The sequence below is a fragment of the Pseudonocardia wallangbongensis genome (assembly GCF_054486945.1).
Genome location: NZ_JBRERS010000005.1, coordinates 72,618 through 96,705, shown reverse-complemented (window position 1 = coordinate 96,705; position 24,088 = coordinate 72,618). Strand labels below are relative to the sequence as shown.

Genomic DNA, 24,088 nt, shown 5'->3' with positions numbered 1-24,088 from the left:
AGCGGTCTCCGCCGGGGGTACGGGGCGGTGGAGGCCCGTTGCGGCGATCGCGGCGCCGGCCACGGGCGGGCCGGTCACACCGAGCGGGGTGTCGATCGCGAGCCCGCCGACGTACGCGCCGAGCGCGGCACCCGCGTTCGTCGCCGATCCGCCCGCCGCGGCCGCGAGCAGCGGGGCACCGGCGGCCTGGTCGAGCAGCCGGGTCATGAACGGCGCCACCATCGCGAACGCGCCCGCCCCGACGACCACCAGCAGGACCGTGGCCACGATCGGCGAGCGCGCGCCGGCGGCCAGCCCGAGCAGCCCGGCGGCGAGCACCGCGAGCGCGGTGCCGAGCACGCGGAGCCGGGCGTGGCCGAACCTGCCCCCGACCGAGTTGCCGAGGAGAAGCCCGATCCCGAACAGGGCGAGCACCGGGCCGATCGCCTGGGGCGGGTAGCCGCTCGCCGACGTCAGCAGCGGCGCGATGTACGTGTAGGCCGCGAAGAGGCCGCCCGGCCCGGCCACCCCGATCGCGAGCGTGAGCCACACGTGGCGGTTCCGGAACGCCCCCGGCCCGTCCCGCGGTGTCCCGGGCACGGGCGGCGGCTGCGCGGGCACCGCGACGACGACCGCTGCCAGAGCGGCGGCTCCCAGCGCAGCGATCGCCCAGAAGGTGACGCGCCACCCGAGCAGCTGCCCGACCAGCGCTCCCAGCGGGCTCCCGGCCACGTTGGCGGCCGTGCCACCGGCGAACACGAGTGCGATGGCCCGGGTCCGCAGCAGCGGCGGGACCAGGTCGGCGGCGACGACCGACGCGGTGGCGAGGAACGCGCCCTGTCCGAGCGCGCCGAGCACCCGGCCCGCCATCAGCAGCCCGTACGAGCCGGCGACGGCGGCCAGCACGTTGCCGGCGACGAACACGGCCGCGGCGACGAAGACCGGGCCGCCGACGACGATGGCGGCGGCGTAGCCGGAGATCAGCAGGCCCGCCGTCGAGATGCCGACGCCCAGGTCCGCGGCGATGTCGGGCAGCAGGCCCGCGATCACGAACTCGGCCGTGCACATCACGAACGCACCGGCGGCGAGCGCGTGCAGCACCTTGCCGAGGTGCTCGGCCGCCCACGCGCCACCGTGGTCACCGGGGCTCGCGCTGATGACCGTCACCGGCTTGCCGGCGAGCGCCGAGTCGCCGTAGGGCCGCGAGGCCCAGTCGAGCGCGTTCTTCAGCTGTCCGGGGATCGAGCCGTTGTACTCGGGGGTGGAGATCAGCAGCGCGTCGGCGCCGGCGATCGCGGCACGCATGTCCGCCACGGAGGCAGGGGTGTCGTCCTCCCCGTCCTCGTTGAACGGCGGGATGGCGCCCAGGCCGTTCCAGAGCTCGACCCACGTGTCACCTGCGGTGGCGGCCGCCGCGCGCAGCAGGGCGGTGTTGACGGAGTCGGCGCGGAGGCTGCCGGAGATCGCGAGGATGCGCCTCGAAGGCCCGCGATCCCGCCGGAGCGAAGCGAAGGCAGTCGAATACAGCAGGATGGGCCGGGTGACGACCACCGACTCCGCCGTACGCTCCCTCGCCGACGACTACGTCCGGCGGCTCGCCGACCTCGACACCCGCGTGGCGACGTCACTCGGCACGCACCCCGGCGACGACCGGGTGCCCGACCTGTCCCCCGACGGTCAGGCGGCGGCCGACGAGCTGGCCCGCGCGACGCTCACCGCCCTGGCCACGGCGGAGGCGGCCGATGACGACGACCGCCGCTGCGCGCGGCTGCTGCGCGAGCGGCTCGACGCCCAGCTGCTGGCGAGCGACGCCGGGGAGCACCTCCGCGCGGTCCGCAACATCTTCGGGCCGCACGCGCAGGTCCGGCAGCTGTTCGAGCTGATGCCCACCGCAGGCCCGGACGACTGGGCCGTGGTCGCGCGCCGGATGGGCAAGGTTCCCGAGGCGTACCGCGGCTACGCCGCCTCCCTCGCGGACGGGTCGCGGCGGGGGCTGCACGCGGCGCCGCGGCAGGTGGAGACGGTCGTGGGCCAGCTCGACGAGTGGCTCGCGGGCGAGGGTGGCTCGTGGTTCCACTCGTTCGCGGCGAAGGCGCCGGAGGGCGTCTCGGCGGCGGTGCGCGCCGACCTGGCGAGCGCGGCGGATGCGGCGGCCGCCGCCAGCGCGACGCTGCGCGAGTACCTCGCCGGCACCTACCTGCCGGCCACGGCGGGCACCCCGGACGCCGTGGGGCCCGAGCGGTACCGGCTCGGCGCCCGCCTCTCCACCGGCGCGGACCTCGACCTGGCCGAGGCCTACGCATGGGCCTGGGAGGAGCACCGGCGGATCGACGCCGAGATGCGGCGGGAGGCCGAGACCGTACTGCCCGGCGCCGACCTGCGCACCGCGATCCGTCATCTCGACGAGAACGGGCCGGCGATGGAGGGCGTCGACGAGGTGCGGGCCTGGCTGCAGCAGATGATGGACACGGCGATGACCGAGCTGGACGGCGCGCACTTCGACATCGCACCCCCGGTGCGCGCGGTCGAGGCGATGATCGCCCCGGCGGGCAGCGCCGCGGCCCCGTACTACACGCGGCCGTCGATGGACTTCTCCCGCCCCGGCCGCACCTGGCTGCCGACGATGGGCGCCACCCGGTTCCCGCTGTGGCAGCTGGTCAGCACCTGGTACCACGAGGGCGTCCCCGGGCACCACCTGCAGCTGGCCCAGTGGACCCACCTCGCCGACCGGCTCTCCACGTACCAGAGTTCGGTGGGGGCGGTGTCCGGCAACATCGAGGGGTGGGCGCTGTACGCCGAGCGCCTCATGGACGAGCTGGGATACCTGACGCTCCCCGGCGCCCGGCTCGGCTACCTCGACGCGCAGCAGATGCGCGCCGTGCGCGTCGTCATCGACATCGGCATGCACCTGCAGCTGCAGGTGCCCGCCGACTCCCCGCTCCACGCGGGCGAGACCTGGACGCCGGAGATCGCCCGCGAGTTCTTCGGCGCGTACTCGGGGCGGCCGGACGCGTTCCTGGACAGCGAGATCGTCCGCTACCTCGGTTGGCCGGGCCAGGCGATCAGCTACAAGCTCGGGGAGCGCGCCTGGCTCGCCGGGCGGGAGGCGGCACGGTCGGCCCGCGGCGCCGACTTCGACCTGAAGGCCTGGCACGCCGCCGCACTGTCGCTGGGCAGCCTCGGCCTCGACGACCTCACCGACGAGCTCGCGAAGCTCTAGACCGACCCTTTGCCTTCGTCGGAGGGGTCGTGATCAGCGAAAACGGAACATGACGCGCATGGGTGAGCGTGATGTCCCGGTCCTGCCGATCAAGGCGTTCTGGGCGCCGGACCGATGAGATCCGCACCCCGGCGCGGTCTTCACCCCTGAGCACACCGAAGGAGACGAAGCATGGGATCCATCAAGTCCGCACTGTTCATCTCGCTCGACGGCGTGATCGAGTCGCCCGAGACCTGGCATTTCGACTATTTCAACGACGAGATGGGGGCGGCCGTCGGCGCGCTGATGGGAGGCAACGACGCCATGCTGCTGGGCCGCACGACCTACGACGGGTTCGCCGACTACTGGCCGAAGGCCGACCCGGAGGACCCGATGACCAAGCAGATGAACGCGTCGCAGAAGTACGTCGTGTCGACCACGCTCACCGAGGCGACCTGGGAGAACTCCACGATCGTCAGCGGCGACGTGAAGGCGGAGCTGACAAAGCTCAAGCGGGACAAGCAGCTCGGCACGACGGGCAGCGCCGTCCTGGTCCAGTGGCTGCTCGAGCAGGGGCTGGTCGACGAGCTGCACCTGCTGGTGCACCCGGTCGTCGTCGGGACGGGCCAGAAGCTGTTCGCCGACGGGGCGAAGGTGCCGCTCTCGCTCATCTCCTCCACGACGTTCGAGACCGGCGTCGTGCACCTCGTCTACGGCCCGGCGGCCCCTCAGAAGTAGCGGCCGGCGATGCGGAACCGCCGCCGCACCGTCACCGAACCCATCCCGGCCCGGCCGTGCACCACGAAATGGGGCACACCGGGCCGGGGTACGGACGGCACGCTGCTCTTGACCGTGCCCATGCTCGCCATGACGTCGTCGACGTTCGCGGTGGACTCGTCGGGCACGAGGAGCTTGGCCGAACCCGCGCCGAGATCGACCTCGATGTCCACCACCGGATGCGGGATCACCGTGTCGCAGAAGTCGAGCACGACCGAGCCCATCGCACTCTGCAGGCGCAGCCGCGGCGGCACGTCCCACGTGCCGCTGCGTTTGATCGTCGACATGCCGGCGCGGAGCACCACCGGCGGCGCGTCCGCCGGCACCACCGGAGCGGGGCGCGCGACGATCGCGTCGGAGTCCGGCAGGTCGACGAACGGCGGCCGCAGGTCGGCCTCGTAGCGCGCGGCGTAGACCACCGCCAGCCGCTCCTCCAGCTCGCTCAGCGAGATCCGGCCCTCGGCGAGGGCCTGGTGCAGCCGCTGGGCGGCGCGCTCGCGGTCCGCATCGGAGATGCGGAATCCCCGGGACTCGGACGACGGCTCGCTCACGAGCTGAGCCTAACGGCGGCGCGCGGCCGCTACCGGGGCGAGCGCTACCCTGGCCCGCGATGTCCGACTCCACGAGCCTGCGCGGTTGGGGACGTACCGCGCCCACCACCGCGAAGGTGCTGGTCCCCCGGTCCCCCGACGACGTGTCGGCCGCGATCGAGAAGGCCGGCCCGCGCGGCGTCATCGCCCGCGGCCTCGGCCGTTCCTACGGTGACCCGGCGCAGAACGCCGGCGGCACCGTCCTGGACATGACCGGGCTCGCCACGATCCACTCCATCGACGCCGGGAGCGGCCTCGTGGACCTGGACGCCGGCGTCAGCCTCGACACGCTCATGCGCGCCGCGCTGCCGCACGGGCTGTGGGTGCCGGTGCTGCCCGGCACCCGGCAGGTCACGATCGGCGGCGCGATCAGCGCGGACGTGCACGGCAAGAACCACCACACCAAGGGCAGCTTCGGCAACCACGTCCGCTCGCTCGACCTGGTCACGGCCGACGGCTCCGTCCGCAGGCTCACCCCGGACGGCCCGGACTCCGAGCTGTTCTGGGCCACCGTCGGCGGGATGGGCCTCACCGGGGTCATCGTGCGCGCCACGGTGGCGCTGCACCGCACCGAGTCGGCGTACTTCGTGGTGGACACCGACCGCACGGCCGACCTCGACGAGCTGATGGGCCTGCTCACCGACGGCTCGGACGACACCTACGGGTACTCGGCCGCGTGGTTCGACACCACCACCACCGGCGCGCAGCTGGGCCGGGCGGTGCTCACGCGCGGCTCGCTCGCCACCGTGGACCAGCTGCCCGCGAAGCTGCGCGGTGAGCCCCTGAAGTTCGACGCGCCGCAGCTGCTGTCGTTCCCCGACGTCTTCCCGAGCGGGCTCGCCAACCGGTACACGCTGCGGGCGTTCAGCGAGCTGTGGTTCCGCAAGGCGCCCAAGCGCCAGCGCGGCTCGATCCAGAACATCACGGCCTTCTACCAGGTGCTCGACCTGTTCGGCGACTGGAACCGCGTGTACGGCTCGCGCGGATTCCTGCAGTACCAGTTCCTCGTGCCGTTCGGCGAGGAGGCGACGTTCCGCCGGATCGTCGAGAAGATCGCCGCGTCGCCACACTCGTCCGGGCTCAACGTGCTCAAGCGGTTCGGTGCGGGCAACGAGGCGCCGCTGTCGTTCCCGCAGCCCGGCTGGACGATCACGGTCGACTTCCCGATCGCGCGCGGCCTGCACCGGCTGTGCGAGGAGCTGGACGCGCTGGTGCTCGGCGCGGGCGGGCGGTTCTACCTGGCCAAGGAGTCGCGGGTGAGCGCCGCGGCCTTCCGGCGCGGCTACCCGCGCTTCGACGAGTGGCGCAAGGTGCGCGACTCCGTCGACCCCGAGGGGGTCTTCGCCTCCGACATGTCCCGCAGACTGGAGCTGACGAAGTGATCGACGCCGTGGGCAACCCGCAGAGCATCCTGCTGCTCGGCGGCACCTCCGAGATCGGCCTCGCGGTCGTGGAGGCCTTCGCCAACGACCGGCCGTTGCGCGTGGTGCTCGCCGCCCGCCCGACCGAGCGGCTCGACGCCGCCCGGTCCCGGCTGGAGTCCCGCGGCTGCGCCGTGGAGATCGTCCCGTTCGACGCCGAAGCCTTCGACACCCACGCCGACGTGGTGCGCAAGGCCTTCACCGGCGGCGACATCGACGTGGCGCTGGTGGCGTTCGGCCTGCTCGGCGACAACGAGCAGGCGTGGACCGACATGTCGCAGGCCGTGCGGCTCGCCCAGGTGAACTACACCGCCGCGGTGTCGGTGGGCGTCGCGCTCGCCGAGCGGATGCGCGAGCAGGGGCACGGGTCGATCGTGGCGTTCTCGTCGGTGGCGGGCGAGCGCGCCCGCCGCTCGAACTTCGTGTACGGCTCGACGAAGGCCGGGCTCGACGCGTTCTACTCCGGCCTCACCGAGGCGCTGCGCCCGCACGGGGTCGCCGTCACCATCGTGCGCCCCGGCTTCGTGCACACCCGGATGACGGAGGGGATGCGGCCCACCCCGCTCGCCACCACACCCGAGGCCGTCGCGGCCATGACCGTCGACGCGGTGCGCAGGCGCCGCGAGCTGATCTGGACGCCCGCGGCGTGGCGGTTCGTGATGAGCGCCCTGCGGCACCTGCCGCGCGCCGTCTTCCGCCGACTCCCGATCTGAGGAGCGGACCGACGTGAAGTACATGCTGATCATGCAACTGAACCCGGCGGCCTTCGACGCGCTCACCGACGAGCAGCGCAAGGAGATCATGGAAGGCCACGGGGCGTTCATGGACACCATCAAGGCCTCCGGCGAGATGGTCGGGACCGACGCCCTCGCCGAGCCGGCCCGGAGCGCCGTGGTGCGGGTGCGCAACGGCGTTCCGGTGGTGACCGACGGCCCCTACCTCGAGTCCAAGGAGTTCATGGGGGGCTACTACATCGTGGACTGCGCCACCCGTGAGCGAGCACTGGAACTGGCTGCCCTGATCCCGGACGCCGGGGTGGAGGGCCTGGGCATCGAGGTCCGCCCGATCATCTTCTCCGCGGGCCCGACCGACTGAGTTGCTCCCCGCGCGGGTCAGAAGCCGGCGTGCAGGTAGCCGCCCCGGATGTACTCGGCACGCTCGTAGTCGGCCCACAGGTCCATCTCCTTGCGGTGGGCCGCCCGCCGGTGCTGGGCATTGGCCAGCGCGGTGGCGAGCGTCGCGGGCCGCAGCGCCGACGCGGCGTGCCGCGGCTCCGACGTGGCATCGTCGGACCAGCCCCCGAGCCGGGCGTGGGCCCGACGCTTGGCGGCGAACCGGGCGGCCGCGGTGGCCAGCGCGCCGTCCGAGGAGGCGGCGACGTCCGGCAGGGCGACCGGGCGGGCGCGCAGGACGCGGAGTGCGATCGCGACGCGCAGGGGCAGCCGCTCGACGGCCGGGGTGAGGTCCCGCAGCCTGCGCCGGCTCGGCTCCTCGACGAGGTGGAAGGTCAGCGCCGCGACGCCCACCGTGGACACCAGCACGACGACGCCGACGGCGTAGGCCTGCACGGTCTGCGGGCCCAGCCACGGGGAGCGCTCCAGGGCGTACCAGTAGATCTCGAAGAGCGGGATGTGCACGAGGTAGAGGCCGTAGGACAGCCGCCCGCCGTAGCCGAGCGCGGGTGTGGACAGCAGCATCGCCGGACCCCGGTCGGCCACTGCGAGCGCGGCCACGAGCAGCGGGAAGAGCCCGATCACCGCACCACCCCGGCCGGGGCCGGCGAGCTCCCCCGAGAGCAGGCCGGCAGCGATCACGACCGGCAGCACCGCCGCCGTGGCCGACGCGACGCGCCGGACGGTGGGTGTCCGGCGCAGCTTGCGGACGGCCAGGTAGGCGAGCGCGCCCGCCCCGAAGCCGCACAGGATGCGCACGAGCCAGCTCCACGGGAAGTACGGGCTGCCCGTGGCGAGGTACGCCCAGGTCATCGGCAGCATCAGCAGCAACGAGCCGCAGGCGAGCACCGCCGCGGGCAGCCGGCGGATCCGGTACAGCACGAGCGCGGCCACCGGGAAGAGCAGGTAGGCGAGCCACTCTGCGCTGATCGACCAGGTGGAGCCCACCCAGGAGGCACCGTCGAAGTAGGGGTCGTCCCAGAGCTGCACCAGGACGAGCTGCTGCAGGTACTGCCCGGCGTCGAGCACCGGCTGCACGGGCTGGAACGCGATCGCGCCGTCCGTGCCGACCGTCGCGCGCACGATCAGCCACACCCCGAACACGTGCAGCACCAGCAGGTACACCGGCCACAGCCGGCCCGCGCGCGCCCACAGGAACCGGACGGTGGCCCGCGGGCGCAGGGCGGGGCCGAGCTTGTCGAGGTAGGTGTAGGCGATCACGAACCCGCTCAGCACGAAGAACAGGTCCACGCCGAGGGAGCCCGAGGTGATCAGCGGCCCCAGTGCGCCGGCCACCTCGGCCACCCCCGGCAACGGGGTGAAGTGGAAGTGGAACAGCACCACCCACACCGCGGCGACGGCACGCAACCCCGTGAGGCCCCGGATTTCACCGGAGGATGCCGCTCGAGTACCGGATGGGGTGGCCGTAGGGCGCGAGCTCGTCACGCTCGGGAAAACGAAGCGTGGCTAAACAGCGGTGCGAGTGACACCCGGAACGTACCGGCTTGGCCGCCGTCCTCACGGAGCGTTCCCGCCCATGTCATCCGTTCGAGTGGACGATCCGAGGTCCTCGGCGCGCCTTCCCGCCGGTGGCGAGCACGGCGTGCTACCAGGCGTCGAGGTGCATCACGGTGTCCAAGGGCTCGCGCGGCGCCGGCCGGAACGTCTCGCCCGTGTAGTACGCCGTGGGCAGCAGCACGCCCTGACGCACGCCCTGCGGGATCCCGAGCAGCTCCCCGATCTCCCGCTCGTAGGCCAGGTGCAGGGTCGTCCACGCGGTGCCCAGCCCGCGGGCCCGGGCGGCCAGCTGGTAGCTCCACGCCGCCGGGAGCAGCGAGCCCCACAGGCCCGCCTGGTTGCCGGCCGGCAGCTCGCCTGCGACCGTGATGCACCCGAGGACGAGGACCGGCACGTCGCCCATCCGCTCCGCGAGGTGGTCGGCGGAGGTGGCGACGCGCGCGCCGACGACCTGCCGCTCGGCGGAGAGGCCCGCGAGCCGTGCGGCCCGCCGATCGCGGTAGGCGTCGTAGGACTGCTTGTAGTAGTCGCCGATGGCGCGGCGCCGGTCCGCGTCCGTGACGACGATCCAGTGCCACCCCTGCTCGTTGCTGCCGGTGGGGGCCTGCAGCGCCACCTCGAGGCTCTCCCGGACCAGCTCGATCGGTACCGGGCGTTCGAGGTCGAGGCGCTTGCGCACCGAGCGCGTGGTGGTGAGCAGGTCATCGGGGCCGAGTGGGAGAGTCATCCCCCGATCATGCCCTCACCCGGACGGGTCGCCGCGCTCGCTTAGGCTGCGCGGGTGCTTTCGCCTGCGCGGTCGGGGCCGGACAGCCCGCGGGACCCGCACCGCGACGGCGGCGCCGACACACCCGCCCGACCGGCTCCTGGTCCCGGCCGGGCCGCCGGCCTGTTCGGCCTGCTCGCCGTGCTCGCGGCGGTGGCATTCCCCCTCGCCCCCGTCGAGCAACCCGAGGCCACGTACTCCTGGACGGCGGCCGACGGCGCCGCCGCCATCCCGCTGCTGCCCTACCAACCCGTCGAGCTCACGGCGACCACGAGCTGCACGACCGCGCGGGAGGCGCCGCCCGGCCAGGTGCTGCTGTCCACGGTGCCGCTGAGCGCCGACGCGGCCGCCCGCCCCCTGCAGGGACTGCGGATCGCCGCCTCCGACGGGGCGGTACGGGTCGAGAGCGCCGGCGTCGACCTCGGCGCGGTGGAACTCCCGGCCGGCGACTGCACGCTGTCGGTCACCTCCGACCCGGGCCGCACATCGGTGCTCGTCGACGGCGAGCCGGCGCTCGTGCGGGAGGGGGACGTGCGGCCCGACGTCGCGGGCGCCTTCTCCGAGGTCCGCTCGGGGGTGGAGCTGCAGCTCACGACCGACAGCCGCTTCGAGACCACGATCTCCCCGCTGAAGACCGCGATCGGCGTGATCGGCGTGATCGCGCTGCTCGCCATGTTCGTCGCGCTGGGCAGGATCGACCGGACGCGACGCGTCCGGCTGCTCCCCCGGCGCTGGTGGCGGCCCCGGCCCGTGGACTGCGTGGTGACCGCCGGGCTCGGCGTGTGGTGGGCCATCGGCGCGATCACGGTGGACGACGGCTACATCGCGGGCATCGTGCGCAGCACCGGTAGCAACGGGTTCGTGGGCAACGCCTACCGCTGGCTGAACGCGCCCGAAGCGCCGTTCAGCTGGTTCTACGACCTCTACCGCCTCTGGTCCCTCGTCTCGGCGTCGACGCCGTGGATGCGCCTGCCGTCCACCGTGCTGGGCCTGCTCTGCTGGTGGCTGCTCTCCCGTCTGGTGCTCCCCCGGCTCGGCCGGTTCGCGAGTCGGCGCTGGGTGCCCTGGTTCGCCGCGCTGGCGTTCGCCACGTGGTGGATCCCGTTCGGCCTCGGGCTGCGGCCCGAGCCGTGGGTCGCCGTGGGTGCGCTCGCCGTGTTCCTGGCCGTGGAGCGGACGGTGGCGACGGCGCGCGTGCTGCCCCTCGCGGTCGCGCTCGTGCTCGCCGGCGCCACGACCGCGCTGACGCCGGGCGGCCTGCTCGCGTTCACGCCGTTCCTCGCGGCCGCACGTCCGCTGCTGGCCCTGCTGCGCACCCGCCACGACCTGCACACGCTGCCGCTGCTGGCCGTGCTGGTGGCCGCTCCGGCGTCGGCGGTGTTCCTGATGGTCCCCGACCAGAGCCTCGCCGCGATGCTGGAGTCCGTCCGGGTGCGCGCGGCCGTCGGCGGCGGCCAGCCGTGGTTCGAGGAGCCCGATCGGTACCGGCGCCTGCTCGAGTGGACGTTCCAGGGCGCGATCGGCCGGCGGGCGGCGGTGCTGGGCACGTTGCTCGCCGCGGTCGGCGTGCTGTGGTCGCTGCCGCGCACGAACACCGGAATCGCGGCCGGCCCGGCCCGGCGCCTCGTCGTGGGGCTGCTGCTGAGCTTGGCGACGCTGGCCTTCGCACCGACGAAGTGGACCCAGCACTTCGGCGACCTCGCCGGCTACGGCGCAGCCGTGCTCGTGCTGGGGGCGGTGGCGTGGTCGGCGGCACCGCTGCGACCCCGCCCGCGCGCCTTCGTCACAGGACTGGGGGTCACGACCGTCGTCTCCGCGATCGTCCTGGCCGGCTACAACCTCTGGCCCTACCAGGGCGCGTGGTTCACCCTCACGTTCAGCACGCTCTCCCCTCGGATCATGGACGTCCCGGTGGCGACGATCGTGCTGGTGGCCGGTGGCGGGGTCGTCGCCGTCCAGCTCGCGCGGTGGGTGTGGCAGCGGTCGGGCGGCGTTCCGGAGAGCCCGCTGCCCCGCGGGCTGCCGGCTCCCGCACCCCTCTTCGCCGTCGTGCTGGTGGCCGTTCTGGCGCTGCAGGTGCTCACCATCGTGCGGGTGGCGGTGACGCACCGCGACAGCTACACCCTCGCCTCGGACACGGTCTCCACCCTGGGCGGCCGGCCGTGCGGCTTGCAGGAACGGCTGTCGGTGGAGACCGATCCCGCGGCCGGGGTGCTGCCCGTCGCCGAGGGCGCACCCGGCGGCACGCTCCCGATCGACGTGGGCGGGCGCCTCGTCCCCGGCGTGGCGGTGGCCGGGCGGACCACCACGCCGTGGTTCGCGCTCGACCCGCAGCAGCGGACCCAGACCCTTCCCGTGGTCGTCTCGACGTCCGGGACGCTGCAGCCCGGTGACGGGCTGTTCCTCGAGTTCGGCGACGGGGCCGGCGTGCTGGAACGCAGGCGCATCACGCCGAGGCTGCCCCTGGACGACATCCGGGAGCTCGCTCCTCCCGGCGCCGTGACGGCGCGGCTGGACGTCGACGCGCCGGATACCGGCCGCGCGCTCGCGACGCTGCCGCGGGCGCCGCGGCTGACCCCGATGACGGCGCTGCTCCCGCCCGGCAGCAGCGCCGTCCTCGACTGGCCGGTCGCGTTCCTCTTCCCCTGCCTCGACCCGGAGCCCTTGCGGCTGGGCACCGCACCGCTCCCGGAGTGGCGCGTGGCGCCGCCCCTCGACGACACGGAAACGCACATCACGTACCGGCCCGAGTTCGGTGGGCCCTACGTCGCACCACGGCTGCTGATCACCGAACGGCGGATGCCCACCTACCTCGCCGGTGACCCACTCCGGGACGCGGGACAGGTCTACCGCTGGGTTCCCACCACCCCGCTCGCGCGACCGGAGCCGGCCGTCGCATGGCACACGGTGACCGGATGGCAGCAGAACGGCCACCCGCGGATACCCGGGATCGACCCGGTCGGGTAACCCCCCGGGCCACGGCCCGAACGCCCGGCCCCCACAATGGCCGGAAAGGCACCAGACGACCGGAGGACGGCCGCGCGCATGCTTCGCACATCGGACAGCACGGATCGGGCGGCCACGCCCGCGACGGAGGAGCGGCCGGCCGACCGGACCCCGACCCCCCTGCTGGCACAGCGCGGGCTCTTCTTCGGGCCGTCCTCCCTCGTGCCGGAGGACCTCTACTCGGTGGTCGAGCGGGGCGCCGCGCGCCGCGAGCGGGACCGGGTGGCGCTCGCCCCCGGCTCACGGGTGAGCACCAACACCTACTTCGGGCGGTTCCACGCCACCTACTGGCAGCGCTGGACCGACGTCGGCGAGGTCGAGGTCTCGGCCGTGGCCAGCGGCACCGGCCGGCTGCGGCTGATCGCGTCGGACACCAACAAGGTGTGGCGCATCGTCGCGGCCGTCGACGTCGAGGACGGCGAGGCCACCACGGTGCGGCTCGTCGGGCCCGTCGACCGGTTCGTCGACGGCGGTGGCATGTGGCTCGAAATCGCCACCGAGACCGATGAGCTCACCGTCTCCGACGTGCGCTGGACGGTGGCCACCACCCGCCCGGTGCCGCCCACGGACATCGCCATCACCACCCACAACCGCGTCGACGACTGCCTCAACACCCTCCAGGCACTCGCCCACGACCCCGAGGCCCTCGAGTGCATCCGCACGGTGCACGTCGCCGACCAGGGCAGCGACCCGATCGAGTCGCGCGAGCGGTTCGGCGAGATCGCCGCGGCGCTGGGCGAGCGCCTGAGGTACGTGCGCCAGCCGAACCTCGGCGGTGCGGGGGGCTTCGCGCGCGGCATGCTCCACTCCACCGAGGGCACGCCGGACCAGCACGCCGACGTCCTGCTCATGGACGACGACGTGCTCCTCGAGCCGGAGATCCTGGTCCGGCTCACGGCGTTCGCGGCGAGCACGCGACACCCGATGATCGTCGGCGGGCAGATGCTCAACCTGCTGCACCCCGGCCACCTGCACATCTCGGCCGAGTACGCCGACCCGGAGCAGCTCCTGATGGGGCTGAAGATGCCCGGTGCCCTGCGCGAGGCCTACCTGATGGGTGTGGACGAGCGGCGGATGCCGATCAACCAGGAGCGGCGGGTCGACACCGAGTACAACGGCTGGTGGTCCTGCCTGATCCCGGCCGCGGTCATCCGCGCGGTCGGCTACCCGCTGCCGCTCTTCCTGCAGTGGGACGACATCGAGTACGGATACCGGGCCCGCGAGCACGGCTTCCCCACCGTCTCCCTCCCCGGCGCCGGCGTCTGGCACGCCGACTTCGGCTGGAAGGACGGGGACGAGTGGCAGCGGTACTTCACCGTCCGCAACGGCCTCATCATGGCCGCGCTGCACAGCGGCTTCTCGATACGCAAGATCACCGGTCGGCTCACGCAGCTGGTGTCGCACCAGCTGGTGGCGATGCAGTACGGGATGACGGCCACACTGCTGCAGGCCGTCGAGGACTTCCTGGACGGGCCGGAGATCCTCTGGGACGGCTCCGCCGGAGCCCTCGCGCGGGTCCGCGAGATCCGCAAGGCGTACCCGGAGACCGTGATGCACCCGATGTCGGAGGCGGGCGGTGAGTTCCACGACCGGCCGGTGATCCGCGCGTCCAACGAGCCCGGGAGCGAGAGCCTCACCTTCCTGAAGCGGGTGGCCTACCAGGTCGCGGGCCGCTCGGCGTACCGCACGGGGTCCGTGCCCGCGGGCGACGCGCACTGGTGGCACGTCTCCCTGTTCGAGCGCGCCATCGTCACCGACATGTCCGAGCAGGGCTTCCGCGTGCGCACCCGGGACAAGCAGGAGGCCCTCGAGCTCGCCCGCCGCGGCGCGCACCTCCTGCGCCGCTTCGTGCGCGAGGCCCCGGCCGTCACCGGCCGCTACCGCACGGAGCTGGGGCGCCTCTCCAGCCGGGAGAACTGGATGCGGCTCTACGGGCTGGGCGACTGACGCCGGGGCTTCGCCCCTCAGCGCTCGAACACCTCGCGGGCCCACGCCTCCCGGCTGGTCAGCTCCGGCAGCGCGGCGCGGTAGCGGCGCTGCAGGCCGGGCCACGCCTTCGCGATGTGCCGGTACTCCGAGACCGCGTTCTTGAGCATGGTCCGGAACATGGCCGGGTCGCGGCGGCGGAACGTCACCCCGCGGCCGTCCGGGGTGGCGACGGTGGCGGAGTCGAGCCGCGACAGCACGAACCACTGCGCGTGCCGCGCCGGGACGTTGCGCTGCGGCACGGCCTGGTGGACGGGGTCGGGTGCGCGCAGGTTGTGCAGCACGCCCCGCGCCAGGCCCTTCACCGCACCGATCTTGCCCGCGGGCGGCTCCGGGAACACCTGGGCCGACAGCGCGTCGAGGTCGGAGAGCGGCACCTGCGTGGCCGAGTCCAGCGGGCGGCCGTCGTCGAACTCGGCGCGCTTCGCGCGGATGTCACCGAGCACCGTGGGCAGGCTCGGGAACAGGTGCTCGGGCCCGGACAGGAAGTCGCGCAGCGCCATCTGCTGCAGCGCGACCGCCGAGTACTCCAGCAGCAGCAGGTGCCGCACCGTGCGCTTGAGCGTGTCCCGCAGCAGCGCGGTGGGGTTGTCGGGCCCGTGCAGCGCGGCGGCGACGAACCGGTTGCGGTAGTGGAAGTAGGCCTGCCAGTCGCTCGTGTCGTCCTTCTCGAGGAACGACATGTGCCAGATCCCGATACCCGGCACGGTGGCCGTCCGGTAGCCCTTCGCGCGGGCGCGCAGCCCGTACTCGGCGTCGTCCCACTTGATGAACAGGGGCAGCGGCATGCCGACGTCCTCGGCGACCACGCGCGGGATCAGGCAGGTCCACCAGGCGTTGTAGTCGACGTCGACGCGCCGGTGCAGCCACGGGGTCTGGCGCAGCGGCCCGTCGGCCAGGTCGTGGTGCGGCTCGGTGCCGGGCGCGTTCCGCCACAGGAACGTGCCCCGGTCGACGACCTCGCCCATCGTCGAGAGCTGCGAGCGGGCCTGCAGCGACAGCATCTGCCCGCCGACGAGCATCGGCGAGCGGGAGTAGCGGGAGAACGCGACGGCCCGCAGCACCGAGTCCGGCTCGAGCAGGATGTCGTCGTCCATGTAGAGGATCTGCTCGCAGTCGGTGTGCTCGAGCGCCTCGTACATGATCCGCGCGTAGCCCCCGGAACCACCGAGGTTGGGCTGGTCGATGATCTTCAGCTTGTCGCCCAGCGCGGAGGCGGCCTGCTCGAAGCCCGGCTCCTCGCGCACCTTCTTGGTGCCCTGGTCCGGGACGATCACCGCGGTGATCGCCTCGCGCACGAGCGGGTCCTCGCCGAGGGCGGCGAGGGTGGCCACGCAGTCGGCGGGCCGGTTGAACGTGGGCGTGCCCACCGCAACCGCGGCCCGGCCGGTCGGCTCGTCGGCGGCGTACCAGCCGCCCGCGTGCAGGATCAGCTCGCCCTCGTCCGTGGTGAGGTCGAACCAGTACCACCCGCCGTCCTCGAACGGCCGCAGGTCGAGCGGCATGTCGAGCTCCTGGCGCCCCGTCACCACGACGCCCCGCTCGAAGATGGTGGAACCGTCGGACTTGGTGCGGTAGACGTCCACCCGGCCGGCCCCCTGGAGGGACAGCTTCAGGTGCACCTCGGTGAGCCGGCTCCAGCGCCGCCAGTACCCGGCCGCGAACGCGTTGAAGTACGCGGCGAAGGAGACCTCGCTCTGCTCCGGCACCACCGCCGACGTGCGTGACGTGGCGCGCAGCCTGCGAGCGCTGACCGCCGAGCCCGTGAGGTTCACCTTCTTCGGCTCCGCCCCCCCGGTGACGGCCGGCACCGCGGTGAGCCGCATCCCCGTCCGTTCGTCGAGGTAGAGCGAACGGACGCTCATCGGATCACCCGTGCGAGGCAGGATCACCCGCTGCAGCAGGTGACCGTCGACCGGAGGCGGCGTCGCGCCGCGGCGGCGCGCCGGCTTCGAGCGGGGCGGCGTCTCGGAAATCGTCATCGAGGGTGGGTCCTGTGTCGTCGAGGGCCGAGCAGATATCCGTGCGTTACTCAGCGCCCGAGAGTAGCGACGCTGCGTCCGGCCGCGCGCCGGCGGGGCGCCCTCGTCGACGTGGTCGGGCCGCTCCCGCGGGAGCGCGGGCTCTTCGCACCGGCTCGCGGAGCCCACGCGGCACGCCGTTCCCGCCGTCCGCACAGATGACAGGTGTCACCGGGACGGCTGACAGGCATCACGACGTTCCATGATCATCGTGACTGCCGCCGGCCGGTGCCGCGGCGCGAAGGTGGGACACGACGCCGAAAGGCGCTCCCCACGATCGATTGGACTCATGATGAGACCCAGATACTTCCGGGCAACGGCAGGCGTGCTCGCGATGACCGCGGCCGCGCTCGTCGGTTTCGCCGGCAGCGCCACCGCCGGCGAACCGCCGCCCAGTGAGTGGGACCACCGGTGGACCGATAGGGGCGTTGCGGTTTACGTCCGGGAGTACGGAGACCGCATCTCGGTCTGTGACACGGCCGCGGATGGATCCAACGCCTACGTGCAAGTTTCCTGGGGGTCGGACGCCGACGGCTACTCGTTCTACACGAGCGGGGGCAAGGGCGATTGCAGATCGTCTTCCCAGAACATCCCCGAAGGAGTGTGGGTTGGCATCAGGTACGCCGGCAGCGGACCCATCAAACCGGCGGAGTTCAAGAACGACCATTGATCCGACGTCCCGCGCACCGGACCAGGGGTTCAACGGGCTGACCCACGACGCACACCGCGGAGGCCGCCGGGTGGGGTAGCTTGCTTCTCGGCAAGCAACTTCACGTCGGAGGAGGCCCCGGGTGACGTCCGAGACCGGGGCGCTGCGGCGCCTCGCCGTCCCGGTGTTCCTGCCCGCCGCGGTGTTCGGCATCGGGCAGGGCGCCGCGGTGCCGGTGGTGGCGCTGCAGGCCAGGGAGCTCGGGGCCTCGGCGGGCGGCGCGGGGCTCATCGTGGCCCTCCTCGGCCTCGGCATGGTGGTCGGTGACCTCCCCGCCGGCCGGATCGTCACCCGCATCGGCGAACGGGCGGCCGTGCTGCTCGGGAGCGGGGTCGGGGCCGTGGGAACGGCGCTCTGCCTGCTGTCCTGGACGCCGGTGGTGCTCGGCATCGGCGTCGGGATGTACGGCGTCGCGACCGCCGTGTGGGCGCTGGCGCGCCAGGCCTACATCATCGAGACGGTGCCGACCGCGCTCAGGGCGCGGGCGCTGTCGGCGATGGCCGGGATGAGCCGGGTGGGCACCCTGGTCGGCCCCTTCCTCGGGGCGGCCGTCGTGTACCAGCTCGGCCCGCGGGGCGGCTTCCTCGTGGAACTGGTGGCCGTGGTCGTCGCCGGCGCCCTGATGGCCGGAATGCCCGCGGTCGAGTCCGACCGGGGTGGCGGCCGCCCCGCCCAGAGCCTCCTCTCGGTGCTGGTCGCCCATCGGCGGGTGCTGGGCACGCTCGGCGTGAGCGCCCTCGTCATGGGCGCCTCCCGGGCCTCTCGCACGGCGGTGCTGCCGCTGTGGGCCGACCACATCGGCCTCGACGCGACCACCACCAGCCTGCTCTTCGGCGTCGGCGCGGCCGTCGACGTCGCGCTGTCCTACCCGGCGGGACGGTGGATGGACCTGCGGGGCCGCCGGCCCGTCGCCGTCGGCTCGCTGGTGACGTTCGCCGCCGCGCACGTCGCCCTGCCGCTCACGGGGACCGTGGTCACCCTCGGGCTCGTCGCGGTGCTGATGGGCGTCGCGAACGGGCTGAGCAACGGCCTGATCATGACGTTGGGCGCCGACTCCGCGCCGGAGGACGGGCGCGCGGAGTTCCTCGGCGCGTTCCGCCTCTGCCACGACACCGGCGCCCTCGCCGGGCCGCTGGTGCTCGCCGGCGTCACCGCCGTGGCCACGCTGGGGCTGGGCTCCATCGCGCTCGGCGGGCTCTCGGCGCTCGGCGCAGGCGGCATGGCGCGTTGGGTGCCACGGCGGCCGCGGGCGGATCGGGGCTCGCCGGCCCGGCGGTGAGCCCACCGGCTCGACGAGCGGCACGTTCGTCGGCACCCAGCCGACGAGAGTGCCGTTCGTGCAGCTCAGCGGCGGCGCCTCAGTCCTCGGACTCCGTGCCCGACAGCGCCTTGCCGTCGGCGAGGTACGGGCGCAGGCGGTTGTCGAACATCGTGAGCGCCGAGCCGATGGCCATGTGCATGTCGAGGTACTTGTACGTGCCCAGCCGCCCACCGAACAGCACGTTCGAGTTCGCGGTCTCCTTGCGGGCGAGCTCGCGGTAGCGCTGCAGCTTCGTCCGGTTGTCCGGGGTGTTGATCGGGTAGTAGGGCTCGTCGCCCGACTCCGCGAACCGCGAGTACTCGCGCACGATGACGGTCTTGTCCGACCGGTAGTCCCGCTCCGGGTGGAAGTGCCGGAACTCGAGGATGCGGGTGTAGGGCACCTCGGCGTCGTTGTAGTTCACGACCGGCGTGCCCTGGAAGTCGCCGGTCTCGACCACTTCCTGCTCGAAGTCGAGCGTGCGCCACCCCAGCTCGCCCTCGACGAACTCGAAGTAGCGGTCGAGCGGGCCGGTGTAGACGGTGGGGGTGCGGGCCGGGATCTGGTCGCGCACCTCGAAGTAGTCGACGTCGAGCCGCACGTCGATGTTCGGGTGCTCGGCCATCCGCTCCAGCCACGCGGTGTACCCGTCGACCGGCAGGCCCTCGTACGTGTCGTTGAAGTACCGGTTGTCGAACGTGTACCGGACCGGGAGCCGCGTGATGATCGACGGGTCGAGCTGCGTGGGCTCGGTCTGCCACTGCTTGATCGTGTAGCCCTTGATGAACGCCTCGTAGAGCGGGCGCCCGACCAGCGAGATCGCCTTCTCCTCGAGGTTCTGCACGTCCTTCGAGTCGACCTCGGACGACTGCTCGGCGATCAGGGCGCGGGCCTCGTCGGGGGTGTGGCTGTGACCGAAGAACTGGTTGATCAGGGCCAGGTTCATCGGGAACGCGTAGACCTGGTCACCGGCACGGGCGAAGACGCGGTGCTGGTAGCCGGTGAACTTCGTGAAGCGGTTGACGTACTCCCACACCCGCTCGTTCGACGTGTGGAACAGGTGGGCGCCGTAGCGGTGGATCTCGATGCCGGTCTCCGGCTCGACCTCGGAGTAGGCGTTGCCGCCGATGTGCGAACGGCGTTCCAGCACCAGCACCCGCTTGCCCAGCTCACTTGCGGCCCGTTCGGCCACGGTGAGGCCGAAGAAGCCGGAGCCGACGACGACGAGGTCGTATCCCGCGTAGCTCACGCCCACCGAGGGTAGTGGGCACCTCCGGCACGCCCCGACCCTGGCATCACCGGGACGCGAGACCCGGGCGTGTAGGTTCGCGCAGGTTGCCGTGATCCGGCGACGGCGGGAGTCCGGGGGTTCGGCAGGTGAGTGGCGGCGCGCAGGTGGTGGCGCTGTACGTGCTCACACTCTGGGTGCCCGGTCTGGTGCTCGGCGGGCTCGCCGGGTTGCGTGGCTGGACGCTCGCCGCCGCCGCCCCGCTGCTCACCTATGCCGCCGCCGGGCTGTTCGGGCCGCTCTTCGCCGGGCTGGGCATCGGGTGGTCGCCGACGAGCGCCGGGCTGCTCCTCGTGGTGCTCTGCGCCGTGGCGGTGCTCGTGCGTTTCGCCATCCGGCAGCGGTACGGCGCCGCGGACCGTGCCGCGCCACCGGTGTGGGACCGCTGGACGCACGCCGGCGTGGCCGTTGCGCTCGGCGGGATCGTCGTCCTCGGCGGCACCGTGATCTGGGCGGGTGTGGGCCACCTCTCCGCGATCCCGCAGGACTGGGACGCCGCGTTCCACGCCAACGGCATCCGGTGGATCGCCGACACCGGCGACAGCAGCCTCACCGGGATGGCGAAGGTCAACTGGTACGAGGACGACGTCGAGGTCTTCTACCCGAACGCCTACCACCTGCTGGCGGCGCTGGTACGGGGGATCACGGACGCGGACATCCCCACCATCCTCAACGCGCACACCGTGCTGCTGCCCGGGATGGGCGCGCTGACCATCGTCGCGCTGGTGCACCGGTTCGGTGGGCGCGGCGTGCTCGCCGTGGCCGCGGCGGGCTGCAGCGTCGCCTTCACCTCGTTCTACGACATGCTGTGGCGCGGGCCGCTGCTCCCGTTCGTCACCGGCGCCGTGCTGATGCCACTGGCCGCCGTGCTGCTGGTGGACGTCCTCGACTCGCAGGGCAGGCGGCAGATCGGCCGCGGGCTCCTGTTCGGGCTGGGCCTGCTCGGCATGATCGCGCTCAACCCGGCCACCCTGTTCACCGCGGCCGTGTTCGTCATGCCCGCGATGGTGCAGCGGTGGGTGGGGCGGCCACGCCTGTTGCTGCGGGAGCCGCTGATCGTGCTCGGAGCCGGCACCGGAGCGGCCGTGCTCGCACTCCCCCAGGTGCTCGGTTCGATCGGCAGCGCATCGGGCGAGCCGGTGTACGACTGGCCTGCGGAGCTGACGCAGTCGGAGGCCCTCGGCGAGCTGCTGGCGCTCGCGCACGACGGCCTCCACCCGCAGTGGTGGCTGGTGCTCGTGGCCGCCATCGGCATCGCCGCGCTCCGGCGGCTGGGCGACCTGCGCTGGATCTTCGCCTCGGGGTTCATCTTCGGCACGATGTTCGTGCTCGCCGCGTCGTCGGACGATCCGTGGGTCAACACGATCACCCGGCCCTGGTGGAACGACCAGTGGCGGCTCATCGGGCTGTGCGTCGTGCCCGTCGCCGTGCTGGCCGGTCACGGCCTCGCCGAGCTGCAGCGCGACGCGGCCGCCGGCCTCAGCGCGATCGCCGAGAAGGTCGAGGCCGGCCCGCCGCCCCTGGCGCGCACCGCGGCGTCGGTCGTCGCGGCCGGCATGGTCCTGACGCTGTTCGTCGTGGCGAGCGAAGACCTGTACCTGGGGCGCAACGTGGCGCGGATGCGCCTGTCCGCCCCGGACGGGCCCGTCGTGTCGTCGCTGGAGGCCGACGCGATGCACGTGCTCGCGCGGCTGGTGCCGCCCGACCAGCGCGTCATGAACGACCGCGGCGACGGCTCGGCGTGGATGTACGCGATCGCCGGCGTGCACCCGGTCGCCGGCTTCTACAACTTCTCCGGCATCGGGCCGGACGCACAGCTGCTGAACACGCGCTTCAACAGCTACCCGGTGGACCGCTCGGTGCGCGCGGCGGTCGCCCGGCTCGACGTCTCCTACGTGATGCTCGGGCGGGGCTTCGTCCGCACCGACTGGCGCCGCGCCCCCGGCTTGCTCGGTCTGGAGGACGCCTCGTGGCTCCAGACGGTCTACCGGAACAAGGACGCGGTCATCTACCGGATCAAGGCTCGGCCCTCATAGGGAATAACCTTGCGCCCGTGTCTGCGCGCACGGAGGCGGGGACGGACGGGCCGGCGTTGACGGCCGCCGCCCCGGCTGTCGACGCGCCAGGTCGGCGAGCGCGCCTCGCGATCGGCGCGGGCGAGGTCGTCGCCTGCGTGGGCGCGGCACTCGGCTCGGTGCAGCTGAGCCAGTCGGTGGAGGTCGACCCGCTGGACCGGGTCGGCCAGGTGAGCGGCCTCGCGGCGCTCGACCTGCGGTTCGTCCTGCTGGGCCTGGCGGTACTCGTGGCCTGCGTCGCGACGGCACGCCACCCGCGGGTGTTCGCGGTGGTCAGCAGGCTCGCCTGCGCCGCCGTCGCCGGCCTCGCCACCGGGCTCGTCGCGGGCGGGATCGTGCTCGCGCTGCACGGCACGACGTGGGCGCTCTTCGCGAACTGGGGCGACTCCGGCCAGCTCATCCGCTGGGCGGACGACATCGTCGCAGGCCGGCCGGTGCCCGCCAGCTACCCGCCCGTGGCGCTGCACCTGATCGCCCGTTGGGCCGAGCTCACCGGTGACTCGACGGCGGGTGCCCTGCGCACGTCGCAGGTGGCGGGCACGGCGCTCTTCGGGCCGCTGGCATACCTGTCGTGGCGGCTGGTGGTGCCGCCGGTGTGGGCGCTGGCGGTGGCGCTCGTGGCGGCGATACCGCTGCTGGAGCCGTACAAGCCGTACACCACCGTGGTGCTCGTGGCGCTGGTGCCGCTGCTGGTCGCGTTCGTGCGGGCGCTCCACCGCGCCGCCACGACGACGTGGGCCCGCCTCGCGCTCGCCGGCGCCGCGACGGGCGTGGCGCTCGGGGTGCTGTTCAGCGTCTACTCCGGCTGGTTCCTCTGGTCGGCGCCGGGCGCGCTGGTCGTCGTACTGGTCCGGTTCCCGTGGCGCGCCCCGTTGCGCGGCCTCGCGCTGCTCGGGACGGCGGCGGCCGGCCTGGTCGCGGTGGCGTGGCCCCACCTGTTCGGGCTCATCGCCGCCGCGGGCACGGTGCAGGACCGCTACTTCTACTTCGACACCGCCGTCGAGCCCGCCTACATCGCGATGTGGCGCAACGACCTGCCCGGTGACGTCGGCCCGTGGCCACCGCTGGGCGAGCTCGCCGGCGTCGGCGTGTTCACGGTGCTGCTGGTGGTCGGGCTCGGCACGGCCGTCGCGGTGGCGGGCCGCCGGACCGCGGTGCTCACCGTGGGTGCCCTGCTGGCCGGGGCGTGGGTGCTGCGGCTCGCGATCGCCTCGCAGATGTACGAGACCCAGACCGTGCAGCTCTACCCGCGCACCACCGCCGAGATCCTCTTCTGCCTGCTGCTCATGGTGGTGCTCGCGGCGCGGTACGGGGGCAGGCGGCTGCAGGACGCCTGGCGGGCGCGGGCGGTCACGGGGAACGGGCACGTTCCGCGGAACGCGGCACCGCTCATCGGCGCCCTCTGCGCGGCGCTGCTGCTCGCGTTGTCGATGGGCTCGGCCACCGCAGACAGGTACCAGCCGCGCCACGATCACTCGGTCGGCCTGCTGGCCTACGTGGCGCAGCACGTGCGCGAGCCGGACGGGACGTGCCCCGAGTACAGCGGGCCGAGCGGGTGCGCGCCGGATCCGGGGGCGCTGCTGAGAGGCGGCTGGCCGCCGCATGGCTGATCTGCACTCGGCCCCGGGGTCGCGGCGCGGCTACTGCGATCTTCGACGGCCCGGGGTGTCACACTTGACGGTGACGTCGAGGAGGGCTCCATGACGATCCAGCCGGTCGCCCCGCTGCACCTGCTGACGGTGGCCGAGTACCTCGCCATCGGAGAGGTCGAACCGGGCTACTCGGAACTGGTCGAAGGGCGTTTGCTGATGTCACCGAGCCCGGTGCCGGATCACAACTACGCCGCGGCGGAGTTGCGAGACCAGCTGCGTTCCCAGCTGCCGAGCGGTATCGACGCCATCCCGGACATGGACGTCGACCTGCAGCTCGCCCCGCCCGAGACCCCCGGCACCGTCCGCCGTCCCGACCTGATAGTCGTGCCCCGAGACGCGCGGTTGCGGGTTCGCCGTGAGGGTGGGGTGATCCGCGCCTCCGAGGTGCTCGTGATCGTCGAGGTGCTGTCCCCCGGGACGAAGCGCACCGACAACGTCCTCAAACGCAGCGAGTACGCCGACGCCGGCATCCCGCACTACTGGATCGTCGACATCGAGCCGCCGGTATCGCTGCTCGCCTGCCACCTCGCCGGCGAGTTCGGCTACGCCGACGGCGGGGGCCTCACCGGCACGTTCTCGGCCGCGGAGCCGTTCCCGGTGGAGATCGACCTCGACGCGCTTCTCTGATC

17 protein-coding genes and 1 pseudogene are annotated in these 24,088 nt (G+C 73.1%); 12 read left to right on the top strand and 6 right to left on the bottom strand.

The window, feature by feature from the left end; all coding sequences use genetic code 11:
* Positions 1–126: 126 nt before the first annotated feature.
* Positions 127–1,530 (bottom strand): annotated as a pseudogene (locus ACU436_RS19445) (MFS transporter); the annotation flags it as partial.
* On the opposite strand from ACU436_RS19445, the gene ACU436_RS19440 reads away from it, so the two are divergent.
* Together ACU436_RS19440 and ACU436_RS19435 are read left to right on the top strand one after the other, a co-directional pair.
* Positions 1,520–3,199, top strand: a complete 1,680-nt coding sequence (locus ACU436_RS19440; protein ID WP_459027226.1) for a DUF885 domain-containing protein — start codon at positions 1,520–1,522, stop codon at positions 3,197–3,199. The pseudogene ACU436_RS19445 and the gene ACU436_RS19440 sit on opposite strands and share 11 nt — an antisense overlap.
* A gap of 171 nt (positions 3,200–3,370) precedes the next feature.
* The gene (locus ACU436_RS19435) at positions 3,371–3,916 is read left to right on the top strand and encodes a dihydrofolate reductase family protein (protein WP_459027224.1); all 546 of its coding nucleotides are present in this window, start codon (positions 3,371–3,373) and stop codon (positions 3,914–3,916) included.
* Here the strand turns inward: ACU436_RS19435 and ACU436_RS19430 are convergent.
* The gene (locus tag ACU436_RS19430; protein ID WP_459027222.1) at positions 3,907–4,506 is read right to left on the bottom strand and encodes a DUF1707 SHOCT-like domain-containing protein; all 600 of its coding nucleotides are present in this window, start codon (positions 4,504–4,506) and stop codon (positions 3,907–3,909) included. The genes ACU436_RS19435 and ACU436_RS19430 overlap by 10 nt on opposite strands.
* Positions 4,507–4,565: 59 nt before the next feature.
* Here ACU436_RS19430 and ACU436_RS19425 point away from each other — a divergent pair, with 59 nt between their 5' ends.
* From ACU436_RS19425 to ACU436_RS19415, 3 genes are read left to right on the top strand one after another with little or no spacing between them, the layout of a single operon-like run.
* Positions 4,566–5,927, top strand: coding sequence for an FAD-binding protein (locus tag ACU436_RS19425; protein WP_459027220.1), 1,362 nt, complete (start codon positions 4,566–4,568; stop codon positions 5,925–5,927).
* Positions 5,924–6,679: a decaprenylphospho-beta-D-erythro-pentofuranosid-2-ulose 2-reductase gene (locus ACU436_RS19420; RefSeq protein WP_459027218.1), complete on the top strand. Its 756-nt coding sequence runs from the start codon at positions 5,924–5,926 to the stop codon at positions 6,677–6,679. The genes ACU436_RS19425 and ACU436_RS19420 overlap by 4 nt, the downstream gene beginning before the upstream one ends.
* Positions 6,680–6,692: 13 nt before the next feature.
* Positions 6,693–7,061 (top strand): YciI family protein, encoded by a 369-nt coding sequence (locus tag ACU436_RS19415; protein WP_459027217.1) that lies wholly within the window; start codon positions 6,693–6,695, stop codon positions 7,059–7,061.
* Positions 7,062–7,078: 17 nt separating this feature from the next.
* Here the strand turns inward: ACU436_RS19415 and ACU436_RS19410 are convergent, their stop codons facing one another.
* On the bottom strand, positions 7,079–8,584 hold the full coding sequence (locus ACU436_RS19410; RefSeq protein WP_459027215.1) for an acyltransferase family protein: 1,506 nt from the start codon (positions 8,582–8,584) through the stop codon (positions 7,079–7,081).
* Between the two features lie 160 nt (positions 8,585–8,744).
* A complete protein-coding gene (locus ACU436_RS19405) occupies positions 8,745–9,383 on the bottom strand; it encodes a nitroreductase family protein (protein WP_459027213.1) in 639 nt (212 codons plus the stop codon).
* 54 nt (positions 9,384–9,437) lie between these two features.
* Here ACU436_RS19405 and ACU436_RS19400 point away from each other — a divergent pair, with 54 nt between their 5' ends.
* Both ACU436_RS19400 and ACU436_RS19395 read left to right on the top strand, forming a co-directional pair.
* Positions 9,438–12,389: an arabinosyltransferase domain-containing protein gene (locus tag ACU436_RS19400; RefSeq protein WP_459027211.1), complete on the top strand. Its 2,952-nt coding sequence runs from the start codon at positions 9,438–9,440 to the stop codon at positions 12,387–12,389.
* 78 nt (positions 12,390–12,467) lie between these two features.
* On the top strand, positions 12,468–14,375 hold the full coding sequence (locus tag ACU436_RS19395; protein ID WP_459027209.1) for a glycosyltransferase: 1,908 nt from the start codon (positions 12,468–12,470) through the stop codon (positions 14,373–14,375).
* Positions 14,376–14,392: 17 nt separating this feature from the next.
* Here the strand turns inward: ACU436_RS19395 and ACU436_RS19390 are convergent, their stop codons facing one another.
* Positions 14,393–16,396, bottom strand: coding sequence for a glycosyltransferase (locus tag ACU436_RS19390; RefSeq protein WP_459027207.1), 2,004 nt, complete (start codon positions 16,394–16,396; stop codon positions 14,393–14,395).
* A gap of 241 nt (positions 16,397–16,637) precedes the next feature.
* Here ACU436_RS19390 and ACU436_RS19385 point away from each other — a divergent pair, with 241 nt between their 5' ends.
* Positions 16,638–17,105 (top strand): hypothetical protein, encoded by a 468-nt coding sequence (locus tag ACU436_RS19385; protein ID WP_459027206.1) that lies wholly within the window; start codon positions 16,638–16,640, stop codon positions 17,103–17,105.
* A 121-nt stretch (positions 17,106–17,226) separates the two neighbouring features.
* The gene (locus tag ACU436_RS19380; RefSeq protein ID WP_459027204.1) at positions 17,227–18,423 is read left to right on the top strand and encodes an MFS transporter; all 1,197 of its coding nucleotides are present in this window, start codon (positions 17,227–17,229) and stop codon (positions 18,421–18,423) included.
* A 79-nt stretch (positions 18,424–18,502) separates the two neighbouring features.
* Here the strand turns inward: ACU436_RS19380 and glf are convergent, their stop codons facing one another.
* Complete coding sequence (gene glf, locus ACU436_RS19375) at positions 18,503–19,699, bottom strand: UDP-galactopyranose mutase (protein ID WP_459027202.1); 1,197 nt, start codon at positions 19,697–19,699, stop codon at positions 18,503–18,505.
* 122 nt (positions 19,700–19,821) lie between these two features.
* Between glf and ACU436_RS19370 the strand changes: the two genes are divergently transcribed.
* From ACU436_RS19370 to ACU436_RS19360, 3 genes are all read left to right on the top strand, one after another.
* Positions 19,822–21,768, top strand: coding sequence for a DUF6541 family protein (locus tag ACU436_RS19370; RefSeq protein WP_459027200.1), 1,947 nt, complete (start codon positions 19,822–19,824; stop codon positions 21,766–21,768).
* Between the two features lie 17 nt (positions 21,769–21,785).
* Positions 21,786–23,417, top strand: a complete 1,632-nt coding sequence (locus tag ACU436_RS19365) for a hypothetical protein (protein ID WP_459027198.1) — start codon at positions 21,786–21,788, stop codon at positions 23,415–23,417.
* Positions 23,418–23,507: 90 nt separating this feature from the next.
* Entirely contained in the window at positions 23,508–24,086 is a 579-nt protein-coding gene (locus ACU436_RS19360) for a Uma2 family endonuclease (RefSeq protein WP_459027196.1), read from the top strand.
* Positions 24,087–24,088 lie beyond the last annotated feature (2 nt).

Bases quoted from the DNA above. Each gene is read 5' to 3' on its own strand.
- ACU436_RS19385 (WP_459027206.1), top strand. From the start codon at position 16,638: ATGATCATCGTGACTGCCGCCGGCCGGTGCCGCGGCGCGAAGGTGGGA.
- ACU436_RS19360 (WP_459027196.1), top strand. From the start codon at position 23,508: ATGACGATCCAGCCGGTCGCCCCGCTGCACCTGCTGACGGTGGCCGAG.
- ACU436_RS19395 (WP_459027209.1), top strand. From the start codon at position 12,468: ATGCTTCGCACATCGGACAGCACGGATCGGGCGGCCACGCCCGCGACG.
- ACU436_RS19390 (WP_459027207.1), bottom strand. From the start codon at position 16,396: ATGACGATTTCCGAGACGCCGCCCCGCTCGAAGCCGGCGCGCCGCCGC.
- ACU436_RS19425 (WP_459027220.1), top strand. From the start codon at position 4,566: ATGTCCGACTCCACGAGCCTGCGCGGTTGGGGACGTACCGCGCCCACC.
- ACU436_RS19435 (WP_459027224.1), top strand. From the start codon at position 3,371: ATGGGATCCATCAAGTCCGCACTGTTCATCTCGCTCGACGGCGTGATC.
- ACU436_RS19405 (WP_459027213.1), bottom strand. From the start codon at position 9,383: ATGACTCTCCCACTCGGCCCCGATGACCTGCTCACCACCACGCGCTCG.